The sequence below is a fragment of the Indolivaga capnocytophagoides genome, assembly GCF_036511535.1.
Taxonomy (GTDB): Bacteria; Bacteroidota; Bacteroidia; order Bacteroidales; family Dysgonomonadaceae; genus Dysgonomonas_A; species Dysgonomonas_A capnocytophagoides.
In genome coordinates, this window is sequence record NZ_AP028867.1 from 4,274,891 (window position 1) to 4,297,420 (window position 22,530).

Here is a 22,530-nt window from a genome sequence, read left to right on the forward strand (position 1 = left end):
TTGCAAAAACACACTTGTTATTCGCTGTAAGGCTTTAAAGTGTTTTCTTTAATAATTTGCTTTTGATGAGGGCAAAAATCGCACAGAGGAAGCGGTACATAGTAATGTATGGTATCTTCATCCTCTTGGATCTCCTGTTTCTTCATATTCTGTACATCTATAATCATTTTAGTGATCTCGTTTCGTGTTTTCTCGTCTGTAGTTCTTAGCTTGTATCGTCTTTGTAGCTCCTTTAGTAGTTCGTCTTTATTGCTTAAATCAAGTTCATCAAATTCGGTGAAATTTTCAGAAAATGAAGTAGAGATTATCTCCCTATCAACCTCTTTTTCATCCTCTATATTATCCTCCTTATACTTACTTGCTTTAAATTGGATCTGCTCTAATTCGGTCGAGTCGATTAGTGTTAATCCTTTTGCTTGGTAGTATTTGTTTATAGCCTGTTCGAATTTCAGGAAGAAAGCCGGTTCGAGCTGTGTTACTTTTACGGAATTGGAATACTGCGATGCTTGAGCTTTGAGACTATTAATGTTATCAGTTACTATGTTATTATTTGCAAAGGTGTAAGCCTCTGTTTTGTTGTTCGAATATGCATAAAAGTGGAGTAGATATAGAAGCTCTTTATTTGCTTTTAAAAAGTCTGTTTGTATTTGCTCTTTAGTTTGTTCTTTTTGCTTTGCCATTTGTGTATTGTGTTGGTTGTATTGTGTATGTAGTGTATTTGTTAATGTGTATGCTTATTATTGTTAACTATTGTAAATATAGTTAGTCTATTTGTGATTGGCAAATGTGTAGTTGTTTTTATATGTAAGTTTCTATTTATTCAGCTATTATGTGTTGTGTTTAAGTCTGTGTATTTAACTAAATATATACATTTTGATAGCTTTTATTAACAATAATATTTTCACTTTATTGTTTATTATTGCTATCTTTAAGTATAGAAATAAGAGATAATAACTAATTAAACCCGACCAATTATGAAAGCAATTTTAATCGTATTAGTAGCCAGTTTAGTATTTATTTTTACATCATGTGAAACAGAATCAGTTTACGATAATAGCGAGTTTGTCGGATTGACAGCAGAAAAAGCACGATTGGAATATGATTTAACACGTGGCAATTTGGATTTCGATCAGAAAATGGCTGTGTATGATAGTATACAGGTGTGCAATAATAAGATAGCCACGTTAAAATAAAATCAACTCAGTGACGGTTAGCCATCCGACCAAGGTAAAACTAACCGCCTGAGATAATAATTAAATCGGCATCACTGCCACCAACTTAACAAATACGGGAAAATTAAATCCCCGCCGTATTCGGGGTAAAATTAATGAAAAAGTCTTACATCTTCACAAAATACATAAAAAAAGGTAGATATTATAATAACGTTACAGTTAATATTTACAAGATAGACCAGAATATTCCTTCTTTTATTTGCGAACATAAATTTAATACTGGAAGTTGCAAAGGTTATGCGAGTGAGGTTTTTACAGCTTTATTTAATGCTGGCGAAATAACTGAAGGTCAATATAATCGAGACAATGGTTATTATAACGATCGTGAGGAAAATGACGTTCGTATATTTTCTATCTAACCCTAACTATTACCACAATGAAACGCATAATAATATTTTACGATGCAGATTTTCAAAAGATATTGCGTTATGAGTCGAACGAAATCGCCGTTAGGGAGTTGGCAAGACTTAAGCGGATTGCAGCGAGAAGATCAAATAGATTTAGTTTTAAGTTAACATTTTAAACGATGGCTAGGATACATACCCAAATAAGATTAGAGAGGGTAGCCCGACGATTAAATAAAGTATCTTATTCGTCAGATTTGAAAATTAGAGTGATTGAAAAGCTAATTGAACGAAATGAAATATTACAAAAGGATATTGATAGAACTTGGGCTGTAATGTATTCGAGAGGGTTCAAAGCTGGAATAGATAATACTAACTCAATTTTTTTTGATGATTTTGACTTCATTCTTTTAACTGAAAAGCAATTAGAAAAGAATAATAAACGTATTGACAAGGGTTGTACATCACTGGGAATAACTGAAGAACAGATTTTAAAAGATAAGTATTTGCGTAATGCTGGCAAGGCTTCGCAATCATTTTAACCCCATAACAATGAAGCTATGGAATCAACTACAACAAATATATACGCCCCGTACATCCAACACGGGCAAAGGAAAGACCAGCAAGGGCGAAACACTTTGACGCACTTAAAACCGTATAGCGGATTTTATCACATGCTTGACAAAGGCTATTTGAATTGTAATATCATGGAGCGAATTTGTATTCGTGCGAACTATACGGGTGTGTGTTATCCTACTGCGATGATTGACGAGAGAATTAAATTTGAACAAACATTATAAATTGGTGATTTATGGAAGCGAATGAAACAATAACATATAGAAATTTTACGATAGAATTTATCGGCTCTGAATTGGCTGTAAAAGTAAAGAAAGATGGCTTTGTCTTGAATAAATTCATGAGTTTGGGCGGTCGTGGATGGAAAAACCAAGCAAAGAAAATTGTAGATAATTGGTATGCTATACAATAACCCTTCTCAACTGTCCAAAGTCAGATTAATAGTGATGGGTGCGGAGTGATCCGCATTAAACGAACTGAGAAGAAATAAAATAGTATTAATATTTATTATTATGGCAAAATTTATAACATATTTAAGAGTATCCACCCAGAAACAAGGCGAAAGCGGTTTAGGTCTAGAAGCGCAACGTAATACGGTGAAAATTCACGCCCAACAGAAAAAAGCCGACATTATAGCCGAATTTGTAGAGGTTGAAAGCGGTAAGAAGAACGATCGACCCAAACTAACCGAAGCGATACAATATGCAAAAGAGAACAACGCAATATTATTGATTGCTAAACTTGACAGATTAAGCCGTAATGCTGGCTTTATCTTTAAGCTGAGAGATACAGGCGTACAATTTGAATGTTGTGATATTCCCGATGCTAATACGCTAACAATAGGTATATTTGCGACTGTGGCACAACATGAACGAGAAAGGATAAGCGAACGAACAAGGCAAGCGTTGGCAGCAAAAAAAGCTAGGGGCGAACGACTCGGTAAACCTGATAATCTGGACGATTCAGCCCGGATAAAAGGAGCTCAGGCTAATAAGATTAAAGCTGAACAAAACGAGGCGAACAAACGAGCTAAATTAATGGCGGTTTCGCTTAGGCAATCAGGTAAAAGTTTTCAGCAGATTGCAAACGAGTTAAATAACAACGGTTTTTATACGCCTACCGGCAAACATTGGAATGTGGGTTCATTAAATAGATTGGTAAACAGATAAAATATATAGTCATGGGAAGGTTATTAGATGAGTTTAGGATGCGTGTAGCACTCGAAAAAGACAAGATTGAAGAAGAACAAAGACAAGGTATAAAAAGACCTGTAAACGGCTTAGGAATCATTATTGCTATTGTATTGATCGGTTTAGTTATTGGAGGCTTAATCTTAATGGCTACTCTTGAATCTGGACAGCTGGCTTTCTTTGGCATTATTGGTATCTGTTTGTTTGGATTTTTTAAAGGACTGATGAGATGAAAAAGAAGAAATATTCACCTATATATGTAAAATATACCGATGAGCAACGGGAGTTGTTTCGGAAAGCATTATGTAAGATACACCCATATCTCAATCTGAAAGGCATAGCCGACAGTAAAGTATTAAGTTATCAACGGCTAATTTTATCTATAACAGGCACAATTCAGCGAACAGGGGTTAAATATACTAAACTTGATGATTTGGAGATTGACATTTTGCGGATTATGATTGATGATTTCAAGATGAAGTTTGATGAAGTATTTGAAAAATAACAGCGGAGTTTATTCGATATTCTTATTCAACTAAAATGCTTATATTTAAATAAAAAGGATTATGGAAGTTGCGTTTGAAAACCTAAAAGGAAAAACTATTACAGAAATTAAAGGGTTGGAAAATGGAGGTGATGAAGTTATTTTCACAACCACTGATGGATGTATTTATCGAATGTCCCATGCACAAGACTGTTGCGAATCGGTTTTAATAGATGATGTATGTGGTGATATATACGATCTAATTGGAGAAACTATTCTCGTTGCAGAAGAAAATTCGAGTAGTGATAATCCTGCAAATATTGATCAAGAATTCATTGAAAGACAAGATGACTCTTTTACATGGACTTTTTATAAACTAGCAACAAGAAAAGGCTATGTTGATATTAGATGGTATGGTGAAAGTAATGGCTATTATTCTGAAAGTGTCGATTTTGAACTTGTAAATGTAAAGCAATCATGACCTACACTTACATATTTTTCAGAGAGGATATGTTTTATCCTATGTATTTAAAGAATAACGAAGATGCAATCGAAAATGCAGAATGTAACGCTGGTACTATCCGAGTAGAGGATGTTTTTGGTAATGTGATATGGGAATTGGATAAAAATAAATTGAATTGATTATGAACAACCTACTCTCAGCATTTCTCAAAGGTGGATGGAAAGGCTTAGTCGTGATAGTTATTATTGTAATAATCGTTAAAAGTTGTGTGGAATGATGACCCTGTTGAATTGAAATAATTTCGCTATATTCAAAGAAGGGCACGAGCGACATCATGCCCTAATTGTCTTAGCGTCTACGAATACGTACAGTTGTGCGCACGGTAGTTCTAATTCTGATTGTAATCTTACGTGTCATATTATTAGAAATAAAGTCGCAGACAACACTGACCCTGTCTGCATGAGCCCTCTTTCAATATCTCATGCTTTCAGTGGTTGGTAAAATTACAAATGCAAATATAAATAAATATCTGAAATGCAAGTGTTTTGTTGAAATAAAGTTGATTAATTATAACAAAATAGATAATATGAAATTTATAGGATATGTACCCTTTAAATTAAGGCAGCCAAAACGTGGTTCGCATATTGATATTAAATTTGAAGGCGGAGCTGAATGCTATTGTGTTTTCACGGGTCTAATAAAGGATATAGACTTAATGTTTATACCAACTCATTGGAAACCGTTATTTTATATTCCGAATTATTGGAATAAACTTAAATAATATGGCAGTGTTTGAGAAAATGAGAGAGAGCGCAATCAGGATAAACGAAGCTATCCGAAATGGCACATTAAAAGATCGTCCCGACTTGAAAGCCCAATTAGCTGCCCCTGTTATTATAGATAATCCGAGTCAAAAACTACTCCGATTCGTTCGGTACTTAGAAATAAAGAATATGCGGAGTAGGGCAGAGCTGAAACGAAATCGAGATAAATACTTTCCAAATACAGAATAATTTTGCTATATTTAAAGTACAAGAGATATGATTAATACGCATAACGTTGATGCCGCACAATAGGTAGCCCTTGAAAAAGAGAGTTGGAAGATAAATGCCTGTACTCTTTGGTGAAACAGTAGACCATAATGATGAAGTCGAAACGGGTGGCTATGGGTTGGCGTGTAATTCGCCCCTAAGAATATCTCTTAATAATAGTGAATCATTCTATTATTCTTTTAACAAAAGGAGGCTGATTAGGCTTCCTTTTTTTCTTCCTCTTTCGGTGTATATTCTCCTTTTTGGAAAATGTAATCTATAACCTTTTCATTCATCCTGTCAATAGGACTAAAATCTTTTTCAATATAACCTTCTGTAACTTTGTGCGCAGAACTATGATTTAAGCAAAAAGCAACTAGTTCAGTAGATGCCCCACATTTATTCTGTGCTATTGTAGCCCACGAGTGACGAAAGGTGTAAGTATCCACTGGATCTATAACTAAAGCGGTACAGATTTGTTTTAACCCAACATTAACAGCTTTATTGAAAACTCTATCGTTTGAGTGTCCAAAGTTTAGTAACCGGTCTTCTCCTTTCCATTTCTCCAATATAGGCAGGATGTCTTTATGAATTTCAATTTCTATATAGGCATTGTCTTGCCTTTCTTTTTTTGTTTTGCTTCTGTTATAACATATCTTATTACCTTTAATATTTTCATGTGTTAGATTGAATAGGTCAACGGTATTCATCCCTACAAAGTAAAAGATTAGTATTGCAACGTCCCTAGATTCTTCTTGTCTTTTAGTCTTTGGTGTATATTCAAATATTTTTCTAATTATGGTTGCATCAATAGCTTTCTTTTTAGGTAAATCGTGTTTTGGTATCTTAACTCCCATAAAAGGACGTGAAGCTATTCTTATAATATTTTTATTATAATCGTTATACTCAAGGCATCCGGCATCAAACATGGCTTTTATTGCTTTAGGATATGTTTCTTTAGCTCTGGCTGTATTCGATAATGACCCAATCCATTGCATTAACTTATTTGTACTTATGTTTTGAAAGGCGATATTGGCTCCAAAATATTCCTCAAAAGATTTTTTTGCACACTTGTAATTGGATGCACTCTTCTCTCTACCGTCATTAACCATCTTGTCAATAAATTTTTGGCAGTATACTATGAATGGTATATTGGTGTTGTCAAAATCGATTAAGGATATTACATCTTTTACAGTCCAATTAGAAATATCTTCCCGGTTTAACTTGGTTTGCCATTCCATAATTTTCACAGCACATCTTCCGTTTATATCAATATCTGAGATTTCACCTTTTTTTATTTTCTTTTCAGACACATACATATCGGTCTTTATGTATGCTATCTGCCTATTGTGTGTGCACCGAATATAGACTAAATAAGTTCCATCTTCCCTTTTTGATCTAATAGTTGCTTTAAAAGTTGCCATATTTGATAAATTTAAGTGTAAACTATTTGTAAACATTTTGCTTTTACATGGGTTCACAGTAACTCTACGTAGTCTTATTTGACGTACTTGAAAGTAAGATATAAAACTCAAATACACGGTATATACATAAAAAAAAGATGACTACTCATTGTGTAATCATCTAATTATCAACCTTGTACTCGGAGCGGGACTTGAACCCGCACAACCTAATGGTCACAAGATTTTAAGTCTTGCGTGTCTACCATTCCACCATCCGAGCATCCTCTGAGCGAAAGACGGGATTCGAACCCGCGACCCCGACCTTGGCAAGGTCGTGCTCTACCAACTGAGCTACTTTCGCGAATGCTGCAATCGCCGAAACTTATCTCTCTAAGCCGTTTTGCAATTGCGAGTGCAAATGTAAAATCTTTTTTTTGATTTTACAAACTATTCATCAATATTTAAGAGACAGAAAGTATTTAATCTCGTATTTTCAAGTAATAATTATCTATCGGCATTATACTTGGAAAGACAATTAATAGGTCTGAGACTTCAATTTTGGATACGATAAGTATCTCCATTCTTATTTATATAATATTTTCTTAGCCGTTCAGTAGAAGGTCCTGATTTACACCTGCCTGTTCCATCTCCGATTTCAAATATAGATTTACACTTTGGGCATTGCACCTGTAATATATTTAAAGAGTCTACTCTGTTATTTGCTGCCGCTTCGTATGGACAAGCCTTGTCGAATGCCGCTAGGTTTACTTCTAATCCAGAAGAGTAGTTAATAACCAAAACACCGCCATATCCCTGATCATTGTACGATTTCCTATAATACGGCTCATTGAATTGGTGCTGAGTTTTTGTATTAATTACTATATTAACAGGTCTATCAGGGATAGATGTTGATATATTCTCGGACTTCTCACATCCCCAGAGTGAAAATATAATGGTCAGTACAGTTAGTCGTTTTATAGTGTTTGTCATTGATTTAATATTGTTTCTATTTGTCGGATTTCCTGAATTGAGAAATCTTTGTTATTTAATGTGCCAATATTATCATTAAGCTGTTTAACCGAACTAGTTCCTATAATAACCGAAGTCACATGTCTGTTGTATAATACCCAAGCAAGAGCCATTTCGGCCAGAGTCTGACCTCTTTGTTGAGCTAGTTCATTTAATAGCCTAGCTTTGGTAATAACCGAATCATTTACCTGATCTTTCTTGAGAAATCCGTTTTCTTTGGCAGCTCTCGAATCTTCAGGGATTCCATGCAGATATTTGTTGGTAAGCAATCCTTGTGCCAATGGCGAGAATGCGATAAAGCCGCTTCCTTGCTCTTCGGTTAGTTGTAAGATCTCTCTTTCGACATTGCGTACAAGCATATTATATCTGTCCTGAAAAATAAGGCAAGGAACTTTATTCTCTTTTAGTATCGTATATGCTTCTCTGGCCTTTTCAGTTGGATATTTGGATAAACCTACATATAATGCTTTTCCTTGTCTTACGATATCTACCAATGCCATCATCGTTTCTTCGATCGGCGTTTCTCCATCATAGCGATGGCTGTAAAAGATATCGAAATAGTCGAGACCTGTGCGTTTCAGACTCTGATCGATGCTGGCCAATAATGATTTGCGTGAACTTCCATCACCATAAGGGCCATTCCACATGAGGTGTCCTGCTTTTGATGAGACGATCATTTCATCCCGGTGATGTAAAAGATCATTCTTTAAGATCTTTCCAAACGTTGTTTCAGCACTTCCGGGAGGAGGACCGTAGTTATTTGCCAGATCAAAGTGTGTGATGCCTTTGTCGAAAGCAGTGCAAAGCATTTGCCTGCAATTGTCAAAATCATCAACTTCTCCGAAGTTATGCCAAAGTCCCAGAGATAGCACCGGAAGCCGCAAACCGCTTTTACCACAAAGTTTATATTCCATATTGAAATTTGTCTGTTTTTCGTTAATAATAACAAGAAGTCCTTAATGATGTATTTCCAAATAAATAGAAAGGTTTGAAACCTTAACTTGTCCTAAAGTTACACATTTCTGGATATTTTAGGTGTATCTCTATATTTATATACAATATTGATTGATCAGTGTGTTTGAGAAAAGGTAACAAAGGTTACTTGACCGGTGAAGAATTATCAATAAAGAGTAAGTGGGTGATCGTTATTATTTTATTACTAAAAGGTGACAAAAGTAACAACTAAAATATATTCTTCCGGATAGCAGCTTTTACCCCTCAGTTCTCTAAAGGGATTTAACTGTCTCCCGAAAAAGGTACTTCGTGAGTTTATGGTAATTAAAAAAAAGGTAACAAAGACACATCAAAATAAGACTTTTTTACTTATCCTTTTTTTTTGAATAGATTATCCTTAACTGACTGTAGGGGCATATAACCAACAGTTCTCTTTATTCCAGCTATTTAAAGAACTCTTTAACTATAGATAAATCTTTTTATATGATATGTCAATCATTCGAAAGATTTATCTAAAAATAGAATTGGAATTACATATTGTGTAGATCTGATCTGTAGTAAACTATTTTTCATGATTGGTGGATTATTCTTACCATCTGTCTTCAATTTCATGTTTTTCAGAAAGAGTTACTCTCTCCGAAAGGATTGAGAAACTCCATTTGTATTTTCGTCCAAAAAAGATACATATTAGCATACCGCATATAATCAGAGAAATCAGCTCTTTCATCGGATCCATTGATAATTGAGTAAAAATAGCATCAGTTTGTAAAGCCGACGACTGATTCGTAACGAATAAACTCAAAAATATATTATTAGCAGCATGTACACCCATCGGTAGTTCTATTCCATCGTCGAGAGTCGCCATTATCCCGAAAAGCAATCCGAAGAATATATACTGGGGCATTACGGAAAAGAATCCGTACGCAGCAACTTCGGGATTCAAAGAGTGCATAAGACCGAAAAGAACAGAAGGGATAAAAATAGAAAAGATGCGGCTGCCAGTTGCTCCTGCAATACCTTGAGCCAGATATCCCCGAAAAGATATTTCCTCGAACGATGTTTGCAACGGTATTAGTACCAGGCTGATAAGAAGAAGGATGAAAAATGATACAGGATTGAAATTTATCGTAAAGTTACTTGGGTTCACCAGATAATCGATAAGTAACAACACTGCCATAACGATAGTCCAGACTCCGGCTCCCCAGAAAAAGTGTGACCATCGGATCTTGTTTGTCCCGTTTATCACTTCCTTAAGTGTACGTTTGTTGAAGATTTTAAAGAACGGGATCATGGCAAAAAGACCCACTACGAACGAAAATAAAAGAAGACCGAGAGCAACATTCTTTGAAATTCCCAAAACTGTTATATTCGTCATGTTGGCTGATATCTCCTGTATGGAAAATCCATTTTGAAGACCTTGGTAAAATATAACGGAAATATATGGTATTGCTCCGATAAAATTAGCTGCAATAAGAGCTATTAATATCGTTAGGATATAGTACCATAACGAAGTTTTAGGCTTAAGAGAGGATTCAAGAAAGTTCATACCGTAAGTTCTTTTATGTTTCAAAGTGTTCAGATTATATGAGTCTGCTTTATTTCGGGAAAATCACAGATCTGTGAAATAAAATGCAAATAATTCTATCCAGATTTTATATTGGTAAATGAAAGTATTTAATGATGCATTTTCAAGTTGTGACAGACCCGGATTATTGCCCTGACCAAAGCAATAAATAGATCTGTGGCCTTATTGTTTTTATATAGGCGGATCTTCTCCGGTGAGGGATTGATTTAATGAATAAAAAACAGAGAATTACTCTAAGTAGATGGCATAAATCCGTACCTTTGCATTCGAATAACAAAAAGCAATTGTATGTCAATAAGTGTATTTATTCTAATCTTGTTCTTGGGAGCAATATTAGCTGGTTTTTTAGGCTCGCTTACCGGACTGGGTGGGGGAGTAGTTGTTATTCCCTTGCTTACTTTAGGTTTTGGTGTTGATATGAGGTATGCCATAGGTGCAGCCTTGGTTACATCTATCGCCAGTTCTTCGGGTGCGGCAGCGGCTTATATAAAAGAGGGAATAACGAATGTCCGTATCGGTATGTTTCTTGAAATTGCAACTACTACCGGTGCAGTAATTGGTGCTATTATAGCTATTTGGCTCGATAAGCAATATATCGCGATTATTTTTGGCTGTGTTCTTATATTTTCAGCAATCCGTACAATAACGAAAAAGGAAGAGCATATCGATCCGAATGCACCAGCGGATAAGCTAGCCGAAAAATTGAAATTGAATGGTTCATATCCGACAAAAGACGGAGTTGTACAGTATAAAGTTCAGAATGTAGCTACCGGTTATTCGTTGATGACTCTTGCGGGAGTACTATCCGGTTTGTTAGGTATCGGTTCGGGGGCTTTAAAGGTTTTGGCAATGGACACAGCTATGAAGATTCCATTTAAAGTATCTACTACAACCAGTAATTTTATGGTTGGTGTAACTGCCGCAGCCAGTGCTGTCATTTATCTTCAAAGAGGTTATATTGATCCGGGATTGTGTATGCCTATTGTGGTTGGTGTGCTCTTAGGTGCTTTTTTCGGTTCCAAAATATTGCCGAAGGCTAATGTGAAACGGTTACGGCAGTTGTTTAGTGTCGTTATCTTCTTGTTGGCATTGTCTATGATGTATAACGGTATTACCGGTAAACTTTAAGGTCTCAGACCTATTTAATGACTTTTTTTAAGTATGATGGCGATATATGGTTGTTTTCTTGAAATGACTTCATTTATACTTGCTGTCGCTTAATTATAACGAAACGAAAACATGAAACATATATTTTCACGGGAATATTGGGATCAACGGGATGTTGAGCAATACATAGGCAAGCTTCTGCGTTATGGAGTAATGCTGTCGAGCATCATAACCGTGTTTGGCGGTATTATTTATTTATTTCAGCACCATTCCAAAACAGCGGATTATACGCCTACACCATCGGGACAGCCATTTCCGGGGGTTGAACATTATCTGAGAGAATTGAATACGATTATACCCAGTGTGCTGAATTTCGATGGAGCAGCCATCATTCAGTTAGGTGTGATTGTATTGATTGCTACACCTGTTATACGGGTTGCGTTCTCTGCTATCTCATTTCTTATAGAGAGAGATTATCTGTATGTATTTATTACATTGCTGGTATTAGGTATTATATTGGCTAATATGTTATTGGGGCTGCACTAAGATTACGTATCCTGAAAAATATACAGGCTGCTCTGAGTTTATCGGAACAGCCTGTTTTTTGTATAATAAGGGTTTAGGTGTTATTCTATGTTTTTTCTGACCTTGGTCAAAAAGTTTTTCATTTCGTCTGAATCTTTCTTCTCGATAATGGCGAGGAGGTTTGCTAACTCTTCCCTTATTTGTTTTACCTGATTTGGAGTGTACGGGTTGAACAGGATCTCGGTAAGCAGGTAATCATCTTCCGATAATAAGCCTTTGGCGATATCCATATGTCGTTTGAATGTTGTACCCGGAGCTTCCTGATGTTTCATAACCGAAGCAAAAACCAGTGTAGAAGCAAAGGGTATTGACAAGGAATAAGCGATGGTTTCGTCATGCTCATCAAATGTGTATTCAAATACCTGCAGGTTTAAGCTATGATATAGATCAAGGAAAAATTTCTTACCCTCTTCCGATGATTCCGATATAACAATGGCACTTTGTGTTCTGAGGTTACGTAGATCGGCGAAAGTTGGACCAAACATGGGGTGGGACGAAGCAAAAGGCTGTTTCAGGGTTGAATAAAAATCCTGTAATCCTGTTTTTACCGATGCTATATCCGAAACAATACATTGGTCGCTGATATAGGGTAGTATTGTTTTGAATGCTTCTATTGTATATTTGACTGTAACTGCATTTATTACCAGCTCCGGATCGAAAGTTGTTATTTCTTTCGGGTCGCTGAGGCGTATTACATTATACGTAAATTTCAGTCTGTCGGGGTCAGTATCGAATAGAGCGACTTCGTGATTTGAACTTAATACATCCGAGAAGAAAGATCCCATCTTTCCGGCTCCAAGTATAAGAATTTTCATTTGCTATATTGTTTTTTTTTGTTTAATCGTTAATTGATTATGCCAAAATGCTTTAACGCATTAGGTATGCCCTCGTCATCAACAGATGTCGTTACATAGTCTGCTACAGCTTTTACTTTGTCCTCGGCATTTCCCATTGCAATACTGGTTGCTGCATGTTTCAGCATTGAAATATCGTTTCCTCCGTCGCCGAAAGCCATTGTTTCACTCAGATCTATGCCATAAAATTTGAGGATCTCATCTATACCTCTTTGCTTGCTGTTTCCTCTCGCGATAGCATCGGTAAAGAGTGGATGCCAACGAGCCGAATCGCAATCAGGCAATACTTTAGGCATAATACGATCTTCTCTTTCCTGAGTAAGAAAGGATACTAATTGGAATATTTCGCTCTCAGCAGCTTCTTCATTGCTCTTTATGGGAACAGGAGGGAAGTTGAGCAGTTTTAGGATTGTTTCCACATCTTCATTTACAAAGTTTAAGAACATATCGTGTTCTCTTACAAAAATACAAGGGAATGGTTCTGTCTTTTGATATTCGATCAGAGCTTGTATGTCTTTTTGCGGAACAGCGTTTTTGTATATGATGTCACCTTTTTCTGTAGTACAGTATCCTCCGTTTACGGTAATGAACCCATCGAAATCAAGACCGTCCAAAGTGTCGAGTACAAGTCGTGGGCGGCCTGTTGCAATAAATACCTTTATTCCTTTTTCTCGGACTTTATGTATGGCTTGTATAGTGGGTTCGGGGATACGGTGGGTTTTAAAACTGACAAGAGTTCCGTCAATATCGAAAAAAATAGCTTTGGGTTGTTTTATTGTCATTTTATTTTGTTTGAGAAGGTCTCAGACCTTTTTATCTATATCTCTGAATGGTTTTCTTTTACCGAAGATCAATATTCCGATAATTGTATGTTTTGCAAAAGTACATAATATTTTATCGAATGAAAACTTTCAATTCGGAGTGTTAAGCCGTGTATTGAAAATAATCTGATTCATTCTCAATTTATTCGTTTTTCGTAACACAAGAATTTCCCTTTACGGAAAATGACGGAGCCGACTTCTTTATATCCTAATTTTAGATATAGATTGATCGCTGTTGGATTTTCAGTGAAGGCATCTAATCTTATCGAATCGTATTTTTGCGCTGTTGCATATTCTTCAGCAAAAAGCATCATTTTCCGAGCTATACCTTTACCCTGCATATCCGGAGAAACGGACAGCCGATGTACAATGAGGTTACGTCCTTGTATGCCCCATGCTAATGCTGCATACTCGGGGCTTTGTAGCTCATTAAGGGTTATATAAGCCGAGACTTTTTCATTGTGGATATATCCAAAAGCATTATTGTTATTAATGTCATTTTCTATATCACTGCGAGCCGGATATATTTCGTCCCATTGGTCTATGCCTGATGAGTTCATTTTCAGGATAACGCTGCTAATGATATCGCAGCAGTCATTTATATCCGATTTTAGAAGAAGCCTGATCATAATTAGCGAAGCGGCGCCGCCAATATATCCTGCAACTGATTGATATCTCCGTCATTCGGAGCAGGTTTGATTCCTAAAAGATAGGCTAGCAAAGGATAGATGGCTGTATTATCAAATATAGCCCCCTGTACATTCTTTTTGAATGCAGGTCCTGTTGCGTAGAATATAGCCTGCATATCGGGCTCGGAAGGTTCGTATCCATGTGCACCCGGTACTCCTTTGTGCTTGAAACTGAACTGCCATCCTATTTCAGGAACGACAATCAGGTCTCCTGCGTTTTTATTCGTTCCGTAATTCAAATCTGCTGGAAGTTGCCCCTTTCTATATACTTTGATGTGTTCAATATTTGCCAGTGCATTACATATAGAATCCTGCTTTGCTTTATCCGAAACATAAATGGATGTAGGATTTGTTCCTTCTATATGATCATACCACGTTGGTTTCAAATAATCCTGAGGCTTTATTAACCTGTCCTGAGAAACTTCTGTCATACCGTGGTCTGCCACTATAACCAGATTCACTTTATCGGCAAAAGGCAGATTGTCGATTTTCTTTACTAACACTCCCATTAAACTATCCATTGCATGAACGGCCATGCCTGTTTGCAGGCTAAGCGGACCATAATGGTGTCCTGCCGCATCGGGTTCGTCAAAATACAAGGTTATTAGGTGTGGGCGTTCTGCTTCGGGTTTATTCAGCCATTCTATTGTTGTATCTATTCTTTGGGCATATCCCAATCGGGGTACATCACTCCATACTTTATAGTAGTCTGGGTGAGTGTCTTTTATATTTATGTCGGATCCGACCCAATAAACAGAGCCTGCTTTTACTCCTTGATTTTGCGCTGTGATCCAGATAGGTTCACCTCCATAGTAGTCCGCATCATTGCGGGTGATAGAATCGCCCATGCTATATGCCCGATTATTTGTTGTATCCCAGAATGAATTATTGATGATGCCATGATGATCGGGAACCAGTCCTGTAATAAGTGTATAGTGATTAGGAAAAGTTGATGCAGGATAAGATGGCCGCATTACTGCTTTTACTCCTCGTTGGGCAATACGCTCTAAATTGGGAGCCTGATATAAACGGGGGTAATCCCATCTGAATCCATCCATTGATACGATAATAGTGTAATTGTCCCGACTCTGAGCATTTGCTCTTAAAGCAATACCGACCATTAATAATAAGACGAAAAGCATTTTTATAGCTTTCATAACCTAATGATTTAGTGATTTTACAGCCTCAAAAGTACTGCAAAGAAAGGAGATCAAAGGGAGTTACTTCGGTTTTTAACACCATCTTAACAGGCAAAACAAAAGACTGCCCGTTTCTGAGCAGTCTTTCGGTTGAAAGATATTTTCGATGTTTTTCTTATTTCAGTAGGCTTGAAACTACAGCGTTTCCTGCGAATTTAGAGAATTCGATGTCAGAAGCGGCACGTTGTTTCAAAGAAGGATCAGCACGGAATGCGTCATTCAGAGCAGAAGCTACTCCGGTAGCATCGTTAGTACGGGCTGCTACAAGGGCTTTCAGATAAGAGGTAGTAGCATTTTTATTGCTTACACCATTTAAAGTTTGTTCTGCCTGAGAATAATTTTTAGTCAAAAGTTGAGCTAAAGCAGCATTGTTAGACTTTGTGCTTCCAAAAGCCTGTACAGCTTTTGAGTAGTCACCTTTCTTCAAATAAAGAAGACCAAGAGCTTCGCTTGCTGTATTTGCTTTAGATGCAGATCCGATTAGCTGTTCTGCTTTAGATATGTCATTGTCAGCTAAAGCCAATAATCCAAGGTTTACACTTGGTTCGGCAGCTCTGCTATCCAATTGTTGAGCTTTAGCAAAAGCTTGTTTTGCAGCATCTATTTGTCCGTTTGAATAATAATATGCACCTAAATTGTTCCATCCTCTGTAATCGTTCGGATATTTTTGAGTTACAGTAGTATATATTTTTTCGGCAGGAGCACCTTGTAGATTTGCAGCATAAAGCAATTCGTTGATGTTCAGGCTTGATGGATTAGAATTAACAGCTTGTAAAAGTTCAGCGTCTGTTTTACCGATAGTTTCTACATTGGCTACTAATCTTGATCTACGAAGTTGAGGTAGGATTGTTTCGGCTAATTCTTTGTAAACAACAGATACATTCTTGATTTCTCTTTCTCTGTCGGCAGGATCTGTGTACATAGATAGAACACGAAGTACCAAATCTTTGTCTTGAAGGCTTGATGCTTCTACAAGTTTCTTAAATCCTTCCCAGTCTTGAGCTGTGTAATTAGCATATACGTTTGTACCCACATTTTCTTTTTTGAATTCGTTATTCAAATAAGAAGTTGTGTTTTTTTCGCGTTCTCCTGCTAATTTTTCGTTTAGTTTATAACCACCATCAGGAGAAGCGTATGCCTGTACTTCAACATTAACGTTTTGTTTGCTGTTTTTATCGGCACTTTTTACAAGATCTTTCCAGGCTGCAAGATTAGAAGAATTAAGTTCGCTCGATCTCAATTTTGCTTGTTGTATCAAGAATAAGATGTTTGCGTCATAAGATTCTTTGATCAGCTTTTGGAAATCGTCCGGAGCCTCAGATGGAGTATTGGAATAAGCATCTGCTAATGTAGCAGTAGTGATTAAGCCTCCAGCTACTTTTACATCCGGTAATTCGACTGATTTATTTTTGATCTTAGATGTAAATCTCAGGTATAGTTCAGGATTTACCATTCCGTCTTCATAGTCAAATTCAGATTTGATGGTGAATGCTCCTCCTTGTTGTTGTGATATAACAATACCATTTCCCGAAACATTTTCGCCTTGATATGTAACTGATGTTCCATATTTTTCAGAATTTCCTGATTTCAGGATTGGAGTAACGGTAACTTCTGCATTCTTATTAAACCATTTCTCAGGGAATTTACCGTTTATAGTTACCGGTATTTTAGACCCTTGTACTTCCATTGGTGATGGAGATACAGAGAATAATGAAGATGATAACGGGGTTAACTTACTACTACATGACACTAGAATGATTGCAAACAAAGCAACCAGCATAGAATTGATTAGAATTTTTGTCTTGGCTTTCATGACTATTATTTATTTATTGACTACTTTTAAGACTCCAGATTTATTTGTATTTGTCCATTCAGGTAAACGGCTTAAGTTCAGAATACAATGCGACTAGTTCTGTAAAGCTATATATAAAACTACAATTAATAAATATGAATACCGTAAATTTTAGTAATCTTAAGCATTTTCTGAATCAAAAGGTCGATTTGTATAATTGTCAGGGTTTCATAGCCGATGATCCGATATCAGTACCTCACCGGTTTACACGAAAAGAAGATATTGAGATTATAGGTTTTTTTGCGTCAATCTTCGCATGGGGACAAAGGCGTACTATTATTAATAAATGCATGGAGCTGTCTGATAGAATGGATAATAGTCCATACGAATTTATGGTGGGGCATACTGATTCCGATCTTAAAAAGTTACTAGGATTTAAGCATCGTACATTCAATGATACGGATCTTCTTTACTGTGTGGAATTTTTTAAACAGCATTATCAGAATAATATTTCATTAGAGTCGGCCTTCTTTCCGAACGGGGGTATGACTGTTGAAGAAGGTTTGAATTATTTTAATCGTTATTTCTTTTCGTTGCCGGATGCTCCCCTAAGAACTCAGAAGCATATACCCAGTCCTCATAGAAAGTCGGCTTGTAAAAGGTTGAATATGTATTTGAGGTGGATGGTAAGAGACGACAATAATGGTGTAGACTTTGGTCTGTGGAAAACAATCAGCTCAAAAGATCTTATTTGTCCTTTGGATTTGCATGTAGAGCGGACAGCTAAAAAACTAGGATTGCTGTCCAGAGATAAGCCTGACTGGCAAGCTGCATTGGAACTGACCGAAAACCTGCGGCAATTAGATCCTTTGGATCCTGTGAAATATGATTTCGCTTTGTTTGGGGTGTCAATCGAGGAAAAATGTGTTGTTGATATGCGATAGTATTCCTCTAAAAGACAATAGGGCTTTATTTGAATATTTTGACTAATGCCCTTACCAGAAACGAAAATAGTTTGCTTTTTTTGAAAACAGGAAGAAGGTATTCGTAATCTGCCAAATAGTGAAACCGTTCATAATCTTTCTGAATAGAGTGGGGGATACATTCATTTAAAACAGTCAGTCTTTCCTCTTCATGTTCTTTCTGCAACTGAGGATTAGTACTGATACCATCCCATTGAAAGAGTACAATGTCTGTATCTGTAAAAAGAGGTTGTTCGTTATGTAATCCTATTGTCTGTAGAAAGAATTTCCAATCCGCTGTTATCTTTAAATTCTCGTCATACATTCCGTATTTGGCAAACATGCTTTTGTGTATAAAAGTAGCCTGATGCTTAATTGTTCCCCAATAAAAATCGAAAAGAGTAAGAGGACGGTTCATAGCCGGTACCCGTTGGGTGTAATTCCCGAAATCGTTTAACTGATGCCCGTTTATGAAAGGAGCCGTATAAGTTTCTCTCCCGAATATCTTGTTTAGTACATCGTTGTCGGCAAACGCATCAGCTGAATTCAGAAAATACAGGTAGTCGCCTGAAGCTTGCTGTATTCCCTTATTCATTGCGTTGAATATGCCAGCATCGGGTTCACTCACCCAATAACTGATGTTAGACTGGTATTGAGTAATAATATTGACACTCTGATCGGAAGACGCTCCGTCTATAAGGATAAACTCATAGTTGGTATAAGTTTGAGCGATTACGCTGAGTATCGTCTTTCTTAATCCTACGGCATTATTGCGGTTGACTGTGATGATGGATATTCTGTTCATAAAGCTGATAAACTGAGAAAGTGGCATTATCGTTTGCCACTTTCTGATATTATTATACTAGGTCAATCCAAAGTAATAAAAAAAAACTGAGACCTTAAATGTATTTGTCTCCATACTTTAATTTAGAATCAGCCACGAATTGTTTGATCCGTTGTTCTTCTTCTTTTTTACAAATAAGAAGAAGATCATCAGATTCTGCTACGATGTAATTGTTCAGACCTTGTATTACTGCTAATTTTCCTTCGGGAAGAGCAATAATGTTTTCAGAGCTGTCGAAAAACATAGTCTCGCACTTCAAAGCAACGTTTGCATCTTCGTCCTTGTCCGAAATATCATGAAGTGATCCCCATGTTCCGAGATCCGACCAGCCGAAATCGGCAGCAAGTACACATACATTGCTTGCTTTTTCCATAATACCGTAGTCTATGGATATATTGGGACAATATGCGTATTGTTCATTAATGAATTTCTGTTCTTCGGATGTTCCGTAAATATCAGTGCCGAGGTCGAAAATGTTAGATACTTCCGGCAAGTGATCGTGAAACGCTGATATTATTGTGTCTACATTCCAGATGAATAATCCCGAATTCCATAAAAATTCGCCGCTTTCGTAAAAGATTTTGGCTAATTCGTAATTCGGCTTTTCGGTGAAAACTTTTACTTTGTTTATGTCTTCAACTTCTTTTTCTCCTATTTGGATATAACCATAGCCTGTTTCTGGACGGTTTGGCTTTATTCCTAATGTAAGTAATATGGGTTGCTTGTTGACAAAATCCAATGCGTGGTTAATTACCGAGATAAATTCATCTTCTTTCAGAATCAGGTGGTCTGAAGGTGCAACAACGATATTTGCGTTGGGGTTCTTTTTCTTTATGTGATAACTGGCATATGCGATGCAAGGAGCTGTATTGCGCCTTAAGGGTTCCAATAGTATCTGTTCGGGGTTTAATTCAGGAACTTCTTCTCTTGTTAGTCCTGCATACCCTTCGTTTGTAATAATATAAATGTTCTCGATAGGTAAGACCTTTTTGAATCGATCTACGGTCATTTGTAGGAGAGAACGTCCTGTACCAAAAAAATCGAGGAATTGTTTTGGACGGCTTTCCCTGCTGAAAGGCCAAAAACGACTACCAATCCCTCCGCTCATTATTACGCAATAGTTATTATTCATGTTATAGCATTTATACAATTTAGGTCTCAGACCTTTTTATTGACTATCCTTCATTCCTTCGAATTTGAAGAATCGGAAGAGCCAATAGTTCTTTGATTTATTAAGGACAATAAGCGATTACTCAATTATTATACTAAAATACGTTATTAAAAAAAATTCCCGTTGCTTATAAGACGGAAACAAATGTAATATATTTTATATCGAGAAAAAAATTAAGGAAGTTTTTTCAAAAAACAAAAAAAGGTATTGTTATTTAAAAAATATCAATATCTTTGCACTCGCTAAATAAAAGCAATGCCCAGATGGCGGAATTGGTAGACGCGCTGGTCTCAAACACCAGTGGATTCACTTCCATGCCGGTTCGATCCCGGCTCTGGGTACAGAGTGAAAGAAGAAAAGAGCTGATCATTAATTGATTACAGCTCTTTTTGATTTTGCAACTGGCAGATTACTGGCAAAAGTTGGTTTTTCTTCTTATTTTACTCAAAAATTGGGAATAATTCGATAGCATAATTCTCACTATCTTCTTTTAGTTTATTCCAAACTTTATTTTTCCATCCTTTTGTTTGTAAGCTTGCTTTAATTGATTTGGGTGCTTCCTCTTCGGTTGTTATAGTTCCAAAGTCTGTGCCTTGTATTGTTGTATGTTGAAAGTCTTTTAAGGTAATTACCAATGTACTATCATTTTTTTAAGTGATACAATCAGGTGTCGCGACTATCTTTCGGATCACGAAATAATATCATCTAAACATTGGCAACATTGTACACCAATGTATTGGCATTAACCGCCAATCTTTGGAGGATGGTTTCCTATAAACATAAAAAAGCCTGCAAGGGTATTGCAGACTTAATCGTTGGGTACCAGTATATATTATGCTTCCTTTATTTTATCTATGCACTCTTCATTCAAATCATATACCTGAGGTTTAATAATCCCCGATGTTGAGTTGGCGGAGGATAGGTCTTTTGTGTTTAGTTCTTTGCCTTTGGCAGAGAGAAAGCATCTCTCTTTCGTGGCTACACTTTTCCATGTTTCACAAATCAGTTTTTCCTCATATAGACGAGTGAAAAGTAATGCAATATATTTATTCACGGTTGTTTGTAAAGGTTTGGTATGGGTGCATTGGAGTATTGCTTTCATTTCGGCTTGTGTAATATCTATATTGAATGTCGGGATTTGATTACAATATTTCACAAGTATACCTACCTGTTTATCTGACAGTGCACTTTCAAATGAATCGAGATTTCGTCCTTTTTCCCGATTATATTTAGATGTTTCTTTTTGGGCTTTCTCTAGTTTACGTTTTTCTTCTTCCTGTTCTTCGGATAGTTTCTTATTTGTGTATTCGGATATGGATATTGTTTCTTGCTTAATATCTCTTAGGTCTCGATTGGTCTCTTCTCCTATTGTTTGAAGGTTCTGGTGTAGAGTTGAAAAATTCGAGATTATTTCCACATGCTTTTGATCTGATTCAGGACGTTTGTATTGGTTGTATAAAATATCGAATGTTGCTTCTATCTGTTTTTGTCTTGCAGATGGTATATTCCCATATGATAATTTATTTTTATATACAGAAAATTCATCATCAAGAAATGCAATTGTTTGTTCTTGACTCATATTAGCCGTCTCAATACATGCCCTGAGATAATGAGGTGTAAAGCGGACTTTTTTACGGAACAAAAAAAGACTGCTAATCCAACTGACTACAGCAACAAACCCAAATACAATACAAGCTATCGGAAGCCATAAATATGCCAATACAATGCTTTTCTTTTTCAGAAGTTCATATTTATCCATCAAGTAGTTCCATATCTTACGATTGGCTTCTTTTTGAGAATATATGACATAAGCTAGCTTGTTCATATAGCAGCGTTTTACAATTATAACAAAACTAATAAAAAGAAAAATCACAGCAAAAAAACGAGTTTATTTTACTATGATTGTCTATGTATTAAAAAGATTGGGTATAGTTTATTTCTTATCTTATTTTTGATGTTTTAATGAATTCTAAAAGTAAGATTAGATAAACATTCTATATGTGATAGTACTTCTAGTTGGTAATTGAGATTTATTTTAGATTATGCATAGCTTTTTTTTATTTATTGTGACTCAGAAGTTTCCTAACCTCTATTTTTTGCAGGATATCTTATTCTTATCATTTAATATAAAAGACAAGAATAAGCTATTTATCCGTTAAAAAGCATCCTTTATAGATTTTTTTTGGTTTAGAGCTGCCTCTTTATTTACTTCGTA

At 36.2% G+C, this 22,530-nt stretch carries 27 protein-coding genes and 3 tRNA genes; 14 read left to right on the top strand and 16 right to left on the bottom strand.

Annotated elements, in window-relative coordinates; translation table 11 throughout:
* Positions 1-17: 17 nt before the first annotated feature.
* Positions 18-680, bottom strand: a complete 663-nt coding sequence (locus AABJ51_RS17160; RefSeq protein ID WP_338373556.1) for a hypothetical protein — start codon at positions 678-680, stop codon at positions 18-20.
* Positions 681-974: 294 nt separating this feature from the next.
* Here AABJ51_RS17160 and AABJ51_RS17165 point away from each other — a divergent pair, with 294 nt between their 5' ends.
* The 10 genes from AABJ51_RS17165 (at position 975) to AABJ51_RS17210 (ending at position 5,302) form a co-directional block, all read left to right on the top strand.
* Positions 975-1,193 carry a hypothetical protein gene (locus AABJ51_RS17165; RefSeq protein WP_338373557.1) on the top strand — a complete coding sequence of 73 codons (219 nt, stop codon included), beginning with the start codon at positions 975-977 and terminating at the stop codon, positions 1,191-1,193.
* A gap of 134 nt (positions 1,194-1,327) precedes the next feature.
* Positions 1,328-1,591 (top strand): hypothetical protein, encoded by a 264-nt coding sequence (locus tag AABJ51_RS17170; protein ID WP_338373558.1) that lies wholly within the window; start codon positions 1,328-1,330, stop codon positions 1,589-1,591.
* A gap of 167 nt (positions 1,592-1,758) precedes the next feature.
* A complete protein-coding gene (locus AABJ51_RS17175; RefSeq protein ID WP_338373559.1) occupies positions 1,759-2,118 on the top strand; it encodes a hypothetical protein in 360 nt (119 codons plus the stop codon).
* A gap of 269 nt (positions 2,119-2,387) precedes the next feature.
* A complete protein-coding gene (locus AABJ51_RS17180; RefSeq protein ID WP_338373560.1) occupies positions 2,388-2,564 on the top strand; it encodes a hypothetical protein in 177 nt (58 codons plus the stop codon).
* Between the two features lie 100 nt (positions 2,565-2,664).
* On the top strand, positions 2,665-3,321 hold the full coding sequence (locus AABJ51_RS17185; RefSeq protein WP_338373561.1) for a recombinase family protein: 657 nt from the start codon (positions 2,665-2,667) through the stop codon (positions 3,319-3,321).
* A gap of 11 nt (positions 3,322-3,332) precedes the next feature.
* A complete protein-coding gene (locus AABJ51_RS17190) occupies positions 3,333-3,575 on the top strand; it encodes a hypothetical protein (protein ID WP_338373562.1) in 243 nt (80 codons plus the stop codon).
* Positions 3,572-3,847: a hypothetical protein gene (locus AABJ51_RS17195; RefSeq protein ID WP_338373563.1), complete on the top strand. Its 276-nt coding sequence runs from the start codon at positions 3,572-3,574 to the stop codon at positions 3,845-3,847. Before AABJ51_RS17190 ends, AABJ51_RS17195 begins: the two co-directional genes overlap by 4 nt.
* 61 nt (positions 3,848-3,908) lie before the next feature.
* On the top strand, positions 3,909-4,307 hold the full coding sequence (locus AABJ51_RS17200) for a DUF7448 domain-containing protein (protein ID WP_338373564.1): 399 nt from the start codon (positions 3,909-3,911) through the stop codon (positions 4,305-4,307).
* Positions 4,304-4,468, top strand: a complete 165-nt coding sequence (locus AABJ51_RS17205; protein WP_338373565.1) for a hypothetical protein — start codon at positions 4,304-4,306, stop codon at positions 4,466-4,468. Before AABJ51_RS17200 ends, AABJ51_RS17205 begins: the two co-directional genes overlap by 4 nt.
* A 603-nt stretch (positions 4,469-5,071) precedes the next feature.
* On the top strand, positions 5,072-5,302 hold the full coding sequence (locus tag AABJ51_RS17210) for a hypothetical protein (protein ID WP_338373566.1): 231 nt from the start codon (positions 5,072-5,074) through the stop codon (positions 5,300-5,302).
* A gap of 236 nt (positions 5,303-5,538) precedes the next feature.
* Here the strand turns inward: AABJ51_RS17210 and AABJ51_RS17215 are convergent, their stop codons facing one another.
* The 6 genes from AABJ51_RS17215 to AABJ51_RS17240 all read right to left on the bottom strand — a co-directional run bounded on the left by AABJ51_RS17215 (position 5,539) and on the right by AABJ51_RS17240 (position 10,252).
* Positions 5,539-6,744, bottom strand: a complete 1,206-nt coding sequence (locus AABJ51_RS17215; protein WP_338373567.1) for a tyrosine-type recombinase/integrase — start codon at positions 6,742-6,744, stop codon at positions 5,539-5,541.
* A gap of 176 nt (positions 6,745-6,920) precedes the next feature.
* Positions 6,921-7,003 (bottom strand) — tRNA-Leu (locus AABJ51_RS17220).
* Positions 7,004-7,011: 8 nt separating this feature from the next.
* Positions 7,012-7,084 (bottom strand) — tRNA-Gly (locus AABJ51_RS17225).
* Between the two features lie 191 nt (positions 7,085-7,275).
* Positions 7,276-7,713, bottom strand: a complete 438-nt coding sequence (locus AABJ51_RS17230) for a Rieske (2Fe-2S) protein (protein ID WP_338373568.1) — start codon at positions 7,711-7,713, stop codon at positions 7,276-7,278.
* On the bottom strand, positions 7,710-8,666 hold the full coding sequence (locus AABJ51_RS17235; protein WP_338373569.1) for an aldo/keto reductase: 957 nt from the start codon (positions 8,664-8,666) through the stop codon (positions 7,710-7,712). Before AABJ51_RS17235 ends, AABJ51_RS17230 begins: the two co-directional genes overlap by 4 nt.
* Positions 8,667-9,295: 629 nt before the next feature.
* Entirely contained in the window at positions 9,296-10,252 is a 957-nt protein-coding gene (locus AABJ51_RS17240) for a CPBP family intramembrane glutamic endopeptidase (protein ID WP_338373570.1), read from the bottom strand.
* 327 nt (positions 10,253-10,579) lie between these two features.
* Between AABJ51_RS17240 and AABJ51_RS17245 the strand changes: the two genes are divergently transcribed.
* Both AABJ51_RS17245 and AABJ51_RS17250 read left to right on the top strand, forming a co-directional pair.
* Entirely contained in the window at positions 10,580-11,419 is an 840-nt protein-coding gene (locus tag AABJ51_RS17245) for a sulfite exporter TauE/SafE family protein (protein WP_338373571.1), read from the top strand.
* Between the two features lie 111 nt (positions 11,420-11,530).
* Positions 11,531-11,944 (top strand): DUF1634 domain-containing protein, encoded by a 414-nt coding sequence (locus tag AABJ51_RS17250; RefSeq protein ID WP_338373572.1) that lies wholly within the window; start codon positions 11,531-11,533, stop codon positions 11,942-11,944.
* Positions 11,945-12,024: 80 nt separating this feature from the next.
* Here AABJ51_RS17250 and AABJ51_RS17255 read toward each other — a convergent pair whose 3' ends face one another.
* From AABJ51_RS17255 to AABJ51_RS17275, 5 genes are all read right to left on the bottom strand, one after another.
* Positions 12,025-12,798: a prephenate dehydrogenase gene (locus AABJ51_RS17255; RefSeq protein WP_338373573.1), complete on the bottom strand. Its 774-nt coding sequence runs from the start codon at positions 12,796-12,798 to the stop codon at positions 12,025-12,027.
* 29 nt (positions 12,799-12,827) lie between these two features.
* Positions 12,828-13,619 carry a Cof-type HAD-IIB family hydrolase gene (locus tag AABJ51_RS17260; RefSeq protein WP_338373574.1) on the bottom strand — a complete coding sequence of 264 codons (792 nt, stop codon included), beginning with the start codon at positions 13,617-13,619 and terminating at the stop codon, positions 12,828-12,830.
* Between the two features lie 176 nt (positions 13,620-13,795).
* The gene (locus tag AABJ51_RS17265) at positions 13,796-14,287 is read right to left on the bottom strand and encodes a GNAT family N-acetyltransferase (protein ID WP_338373575.1); all 492 of its coding nucleotides are present in this window, start codon (positions 14,285-14,287) and stop codon (positions 13,796-13,798) included.
* Between the two features lie 2 nt (positions 14,288-14,289).
* Positions 14,290-15,504: an alkaline phosphatase family protein gene (locus tag AABJ51_RS17270; protein WP_338373576.1), complete on the bottom strand. Its 1,215-nt coding sequence runs from the start codon at positions 15,502-15,504 to the stop codon at positions 14,290-14,292.
* 157 nt (positions 15,505-15,661) lie between these two features.
* Positions 15,662-17,359, bottom strand: a complete 1,698-nt coding sequence (locus AABJ51_RS17275; protein ID WP_338373577.1) for a tetratricopeptide repeat protein — start codon at positions 17,357-17,359, stop codon at positions 15,662-15,664.
* Positions 17,360-17,493: 134 nt separating this feature from the next.
* On the opposite strand from AABJ51_RS17275, the gene AABJ51_RS17280 reads away from it, so the two are divergent.
* Positions 17,494-18,282 (top strand): TIGR02757 family protein, encoded by a 789-nt coding sequence (locus AABJ51_RS17280; RefSeq protein WP_338373578.1) that lies wholly within the window; start codon positions 17,494-17,496, stop codon positions 18,280-18,282.
* A 25-nt stretch (positions 18,283-18,307) separates the two neighbouring features.
* On the opposite strand, the gene AABJ51_RS17285 is transcribed toward AABJ51_RS17280, so the two are convergent.
* Together AABJ51_RS17285 and AABJ51_RS17290 are read right to left on the bottom strand one after the other, a co-directional pair.
* On the bottom strand, positions 18,308-19,105 hold the full coding sequence (locus AABJ51_RS17285; protein ID WP_338373579.1) for a glycosyltransferase family 2 protein: 798 nt from the start codon (positions 19,103-19,105) through the stop codon (positions 18,308-18,310).
* Positions 19,106-19,199: 94 nt separating this feature from the next.
* Positions 19,200-20,276 (bottom strand): mannose-1-phosphate guanylyltransferase, encoded by a 1,077-nt coding sequence (locus AABJ51_RS17290; RefSeq protein WP_026628151.1) that lies wholly within the window; start codon positions 20,274-20,276, stop codon positions 19,200-19,202.
* Positions 20,277-20,572: 296 nt separating this feature from the next.
* Between AABJ51_RS17290 and AABJ51_RS17295 the strand changes: the two genes are divergently transcribed.
* A tRNA-Leu gene (locus tag AABJ51_RS17295) sits at positions 20,573-20,656 on the top strand.
* A 99-nt stretch (positions 20,657-20,755) separates the two neighbouring features.
* Here AABJ51_RS17295 and AABJ51_RS17300 read toward each other — a convergent pair.
* Both AABJ51_RS17300 and AABJ51_RS17305 read right to left on the bottom strand, forming a co-directional pair.
* Positions 20,756-20,950 (bottom strand): hypothetical protein, encoded by a 195-nt coding sequence (locus tag AABJ51_RS17300; protein WP_338373580.1) that lies wholly within the window; start codon positions 20,948-20,950, stop codon positions 20,756-20,758.
* Positions 20,951-21,147: 197 nt separating this feature from the next.
* On the bottom strand, positions 21,148-22,140 hold the full coding sequence (locus AABJ51_RS17305; protein WP_338373581.1) for a hypothetical protein: 993 nt from the start codon (positions 22,138-22,140) through the stop codon (positions 21,148-21,150).
* Between the last annotated feature and the right edge of the window lie 390 nt (positions 22,141-22,530).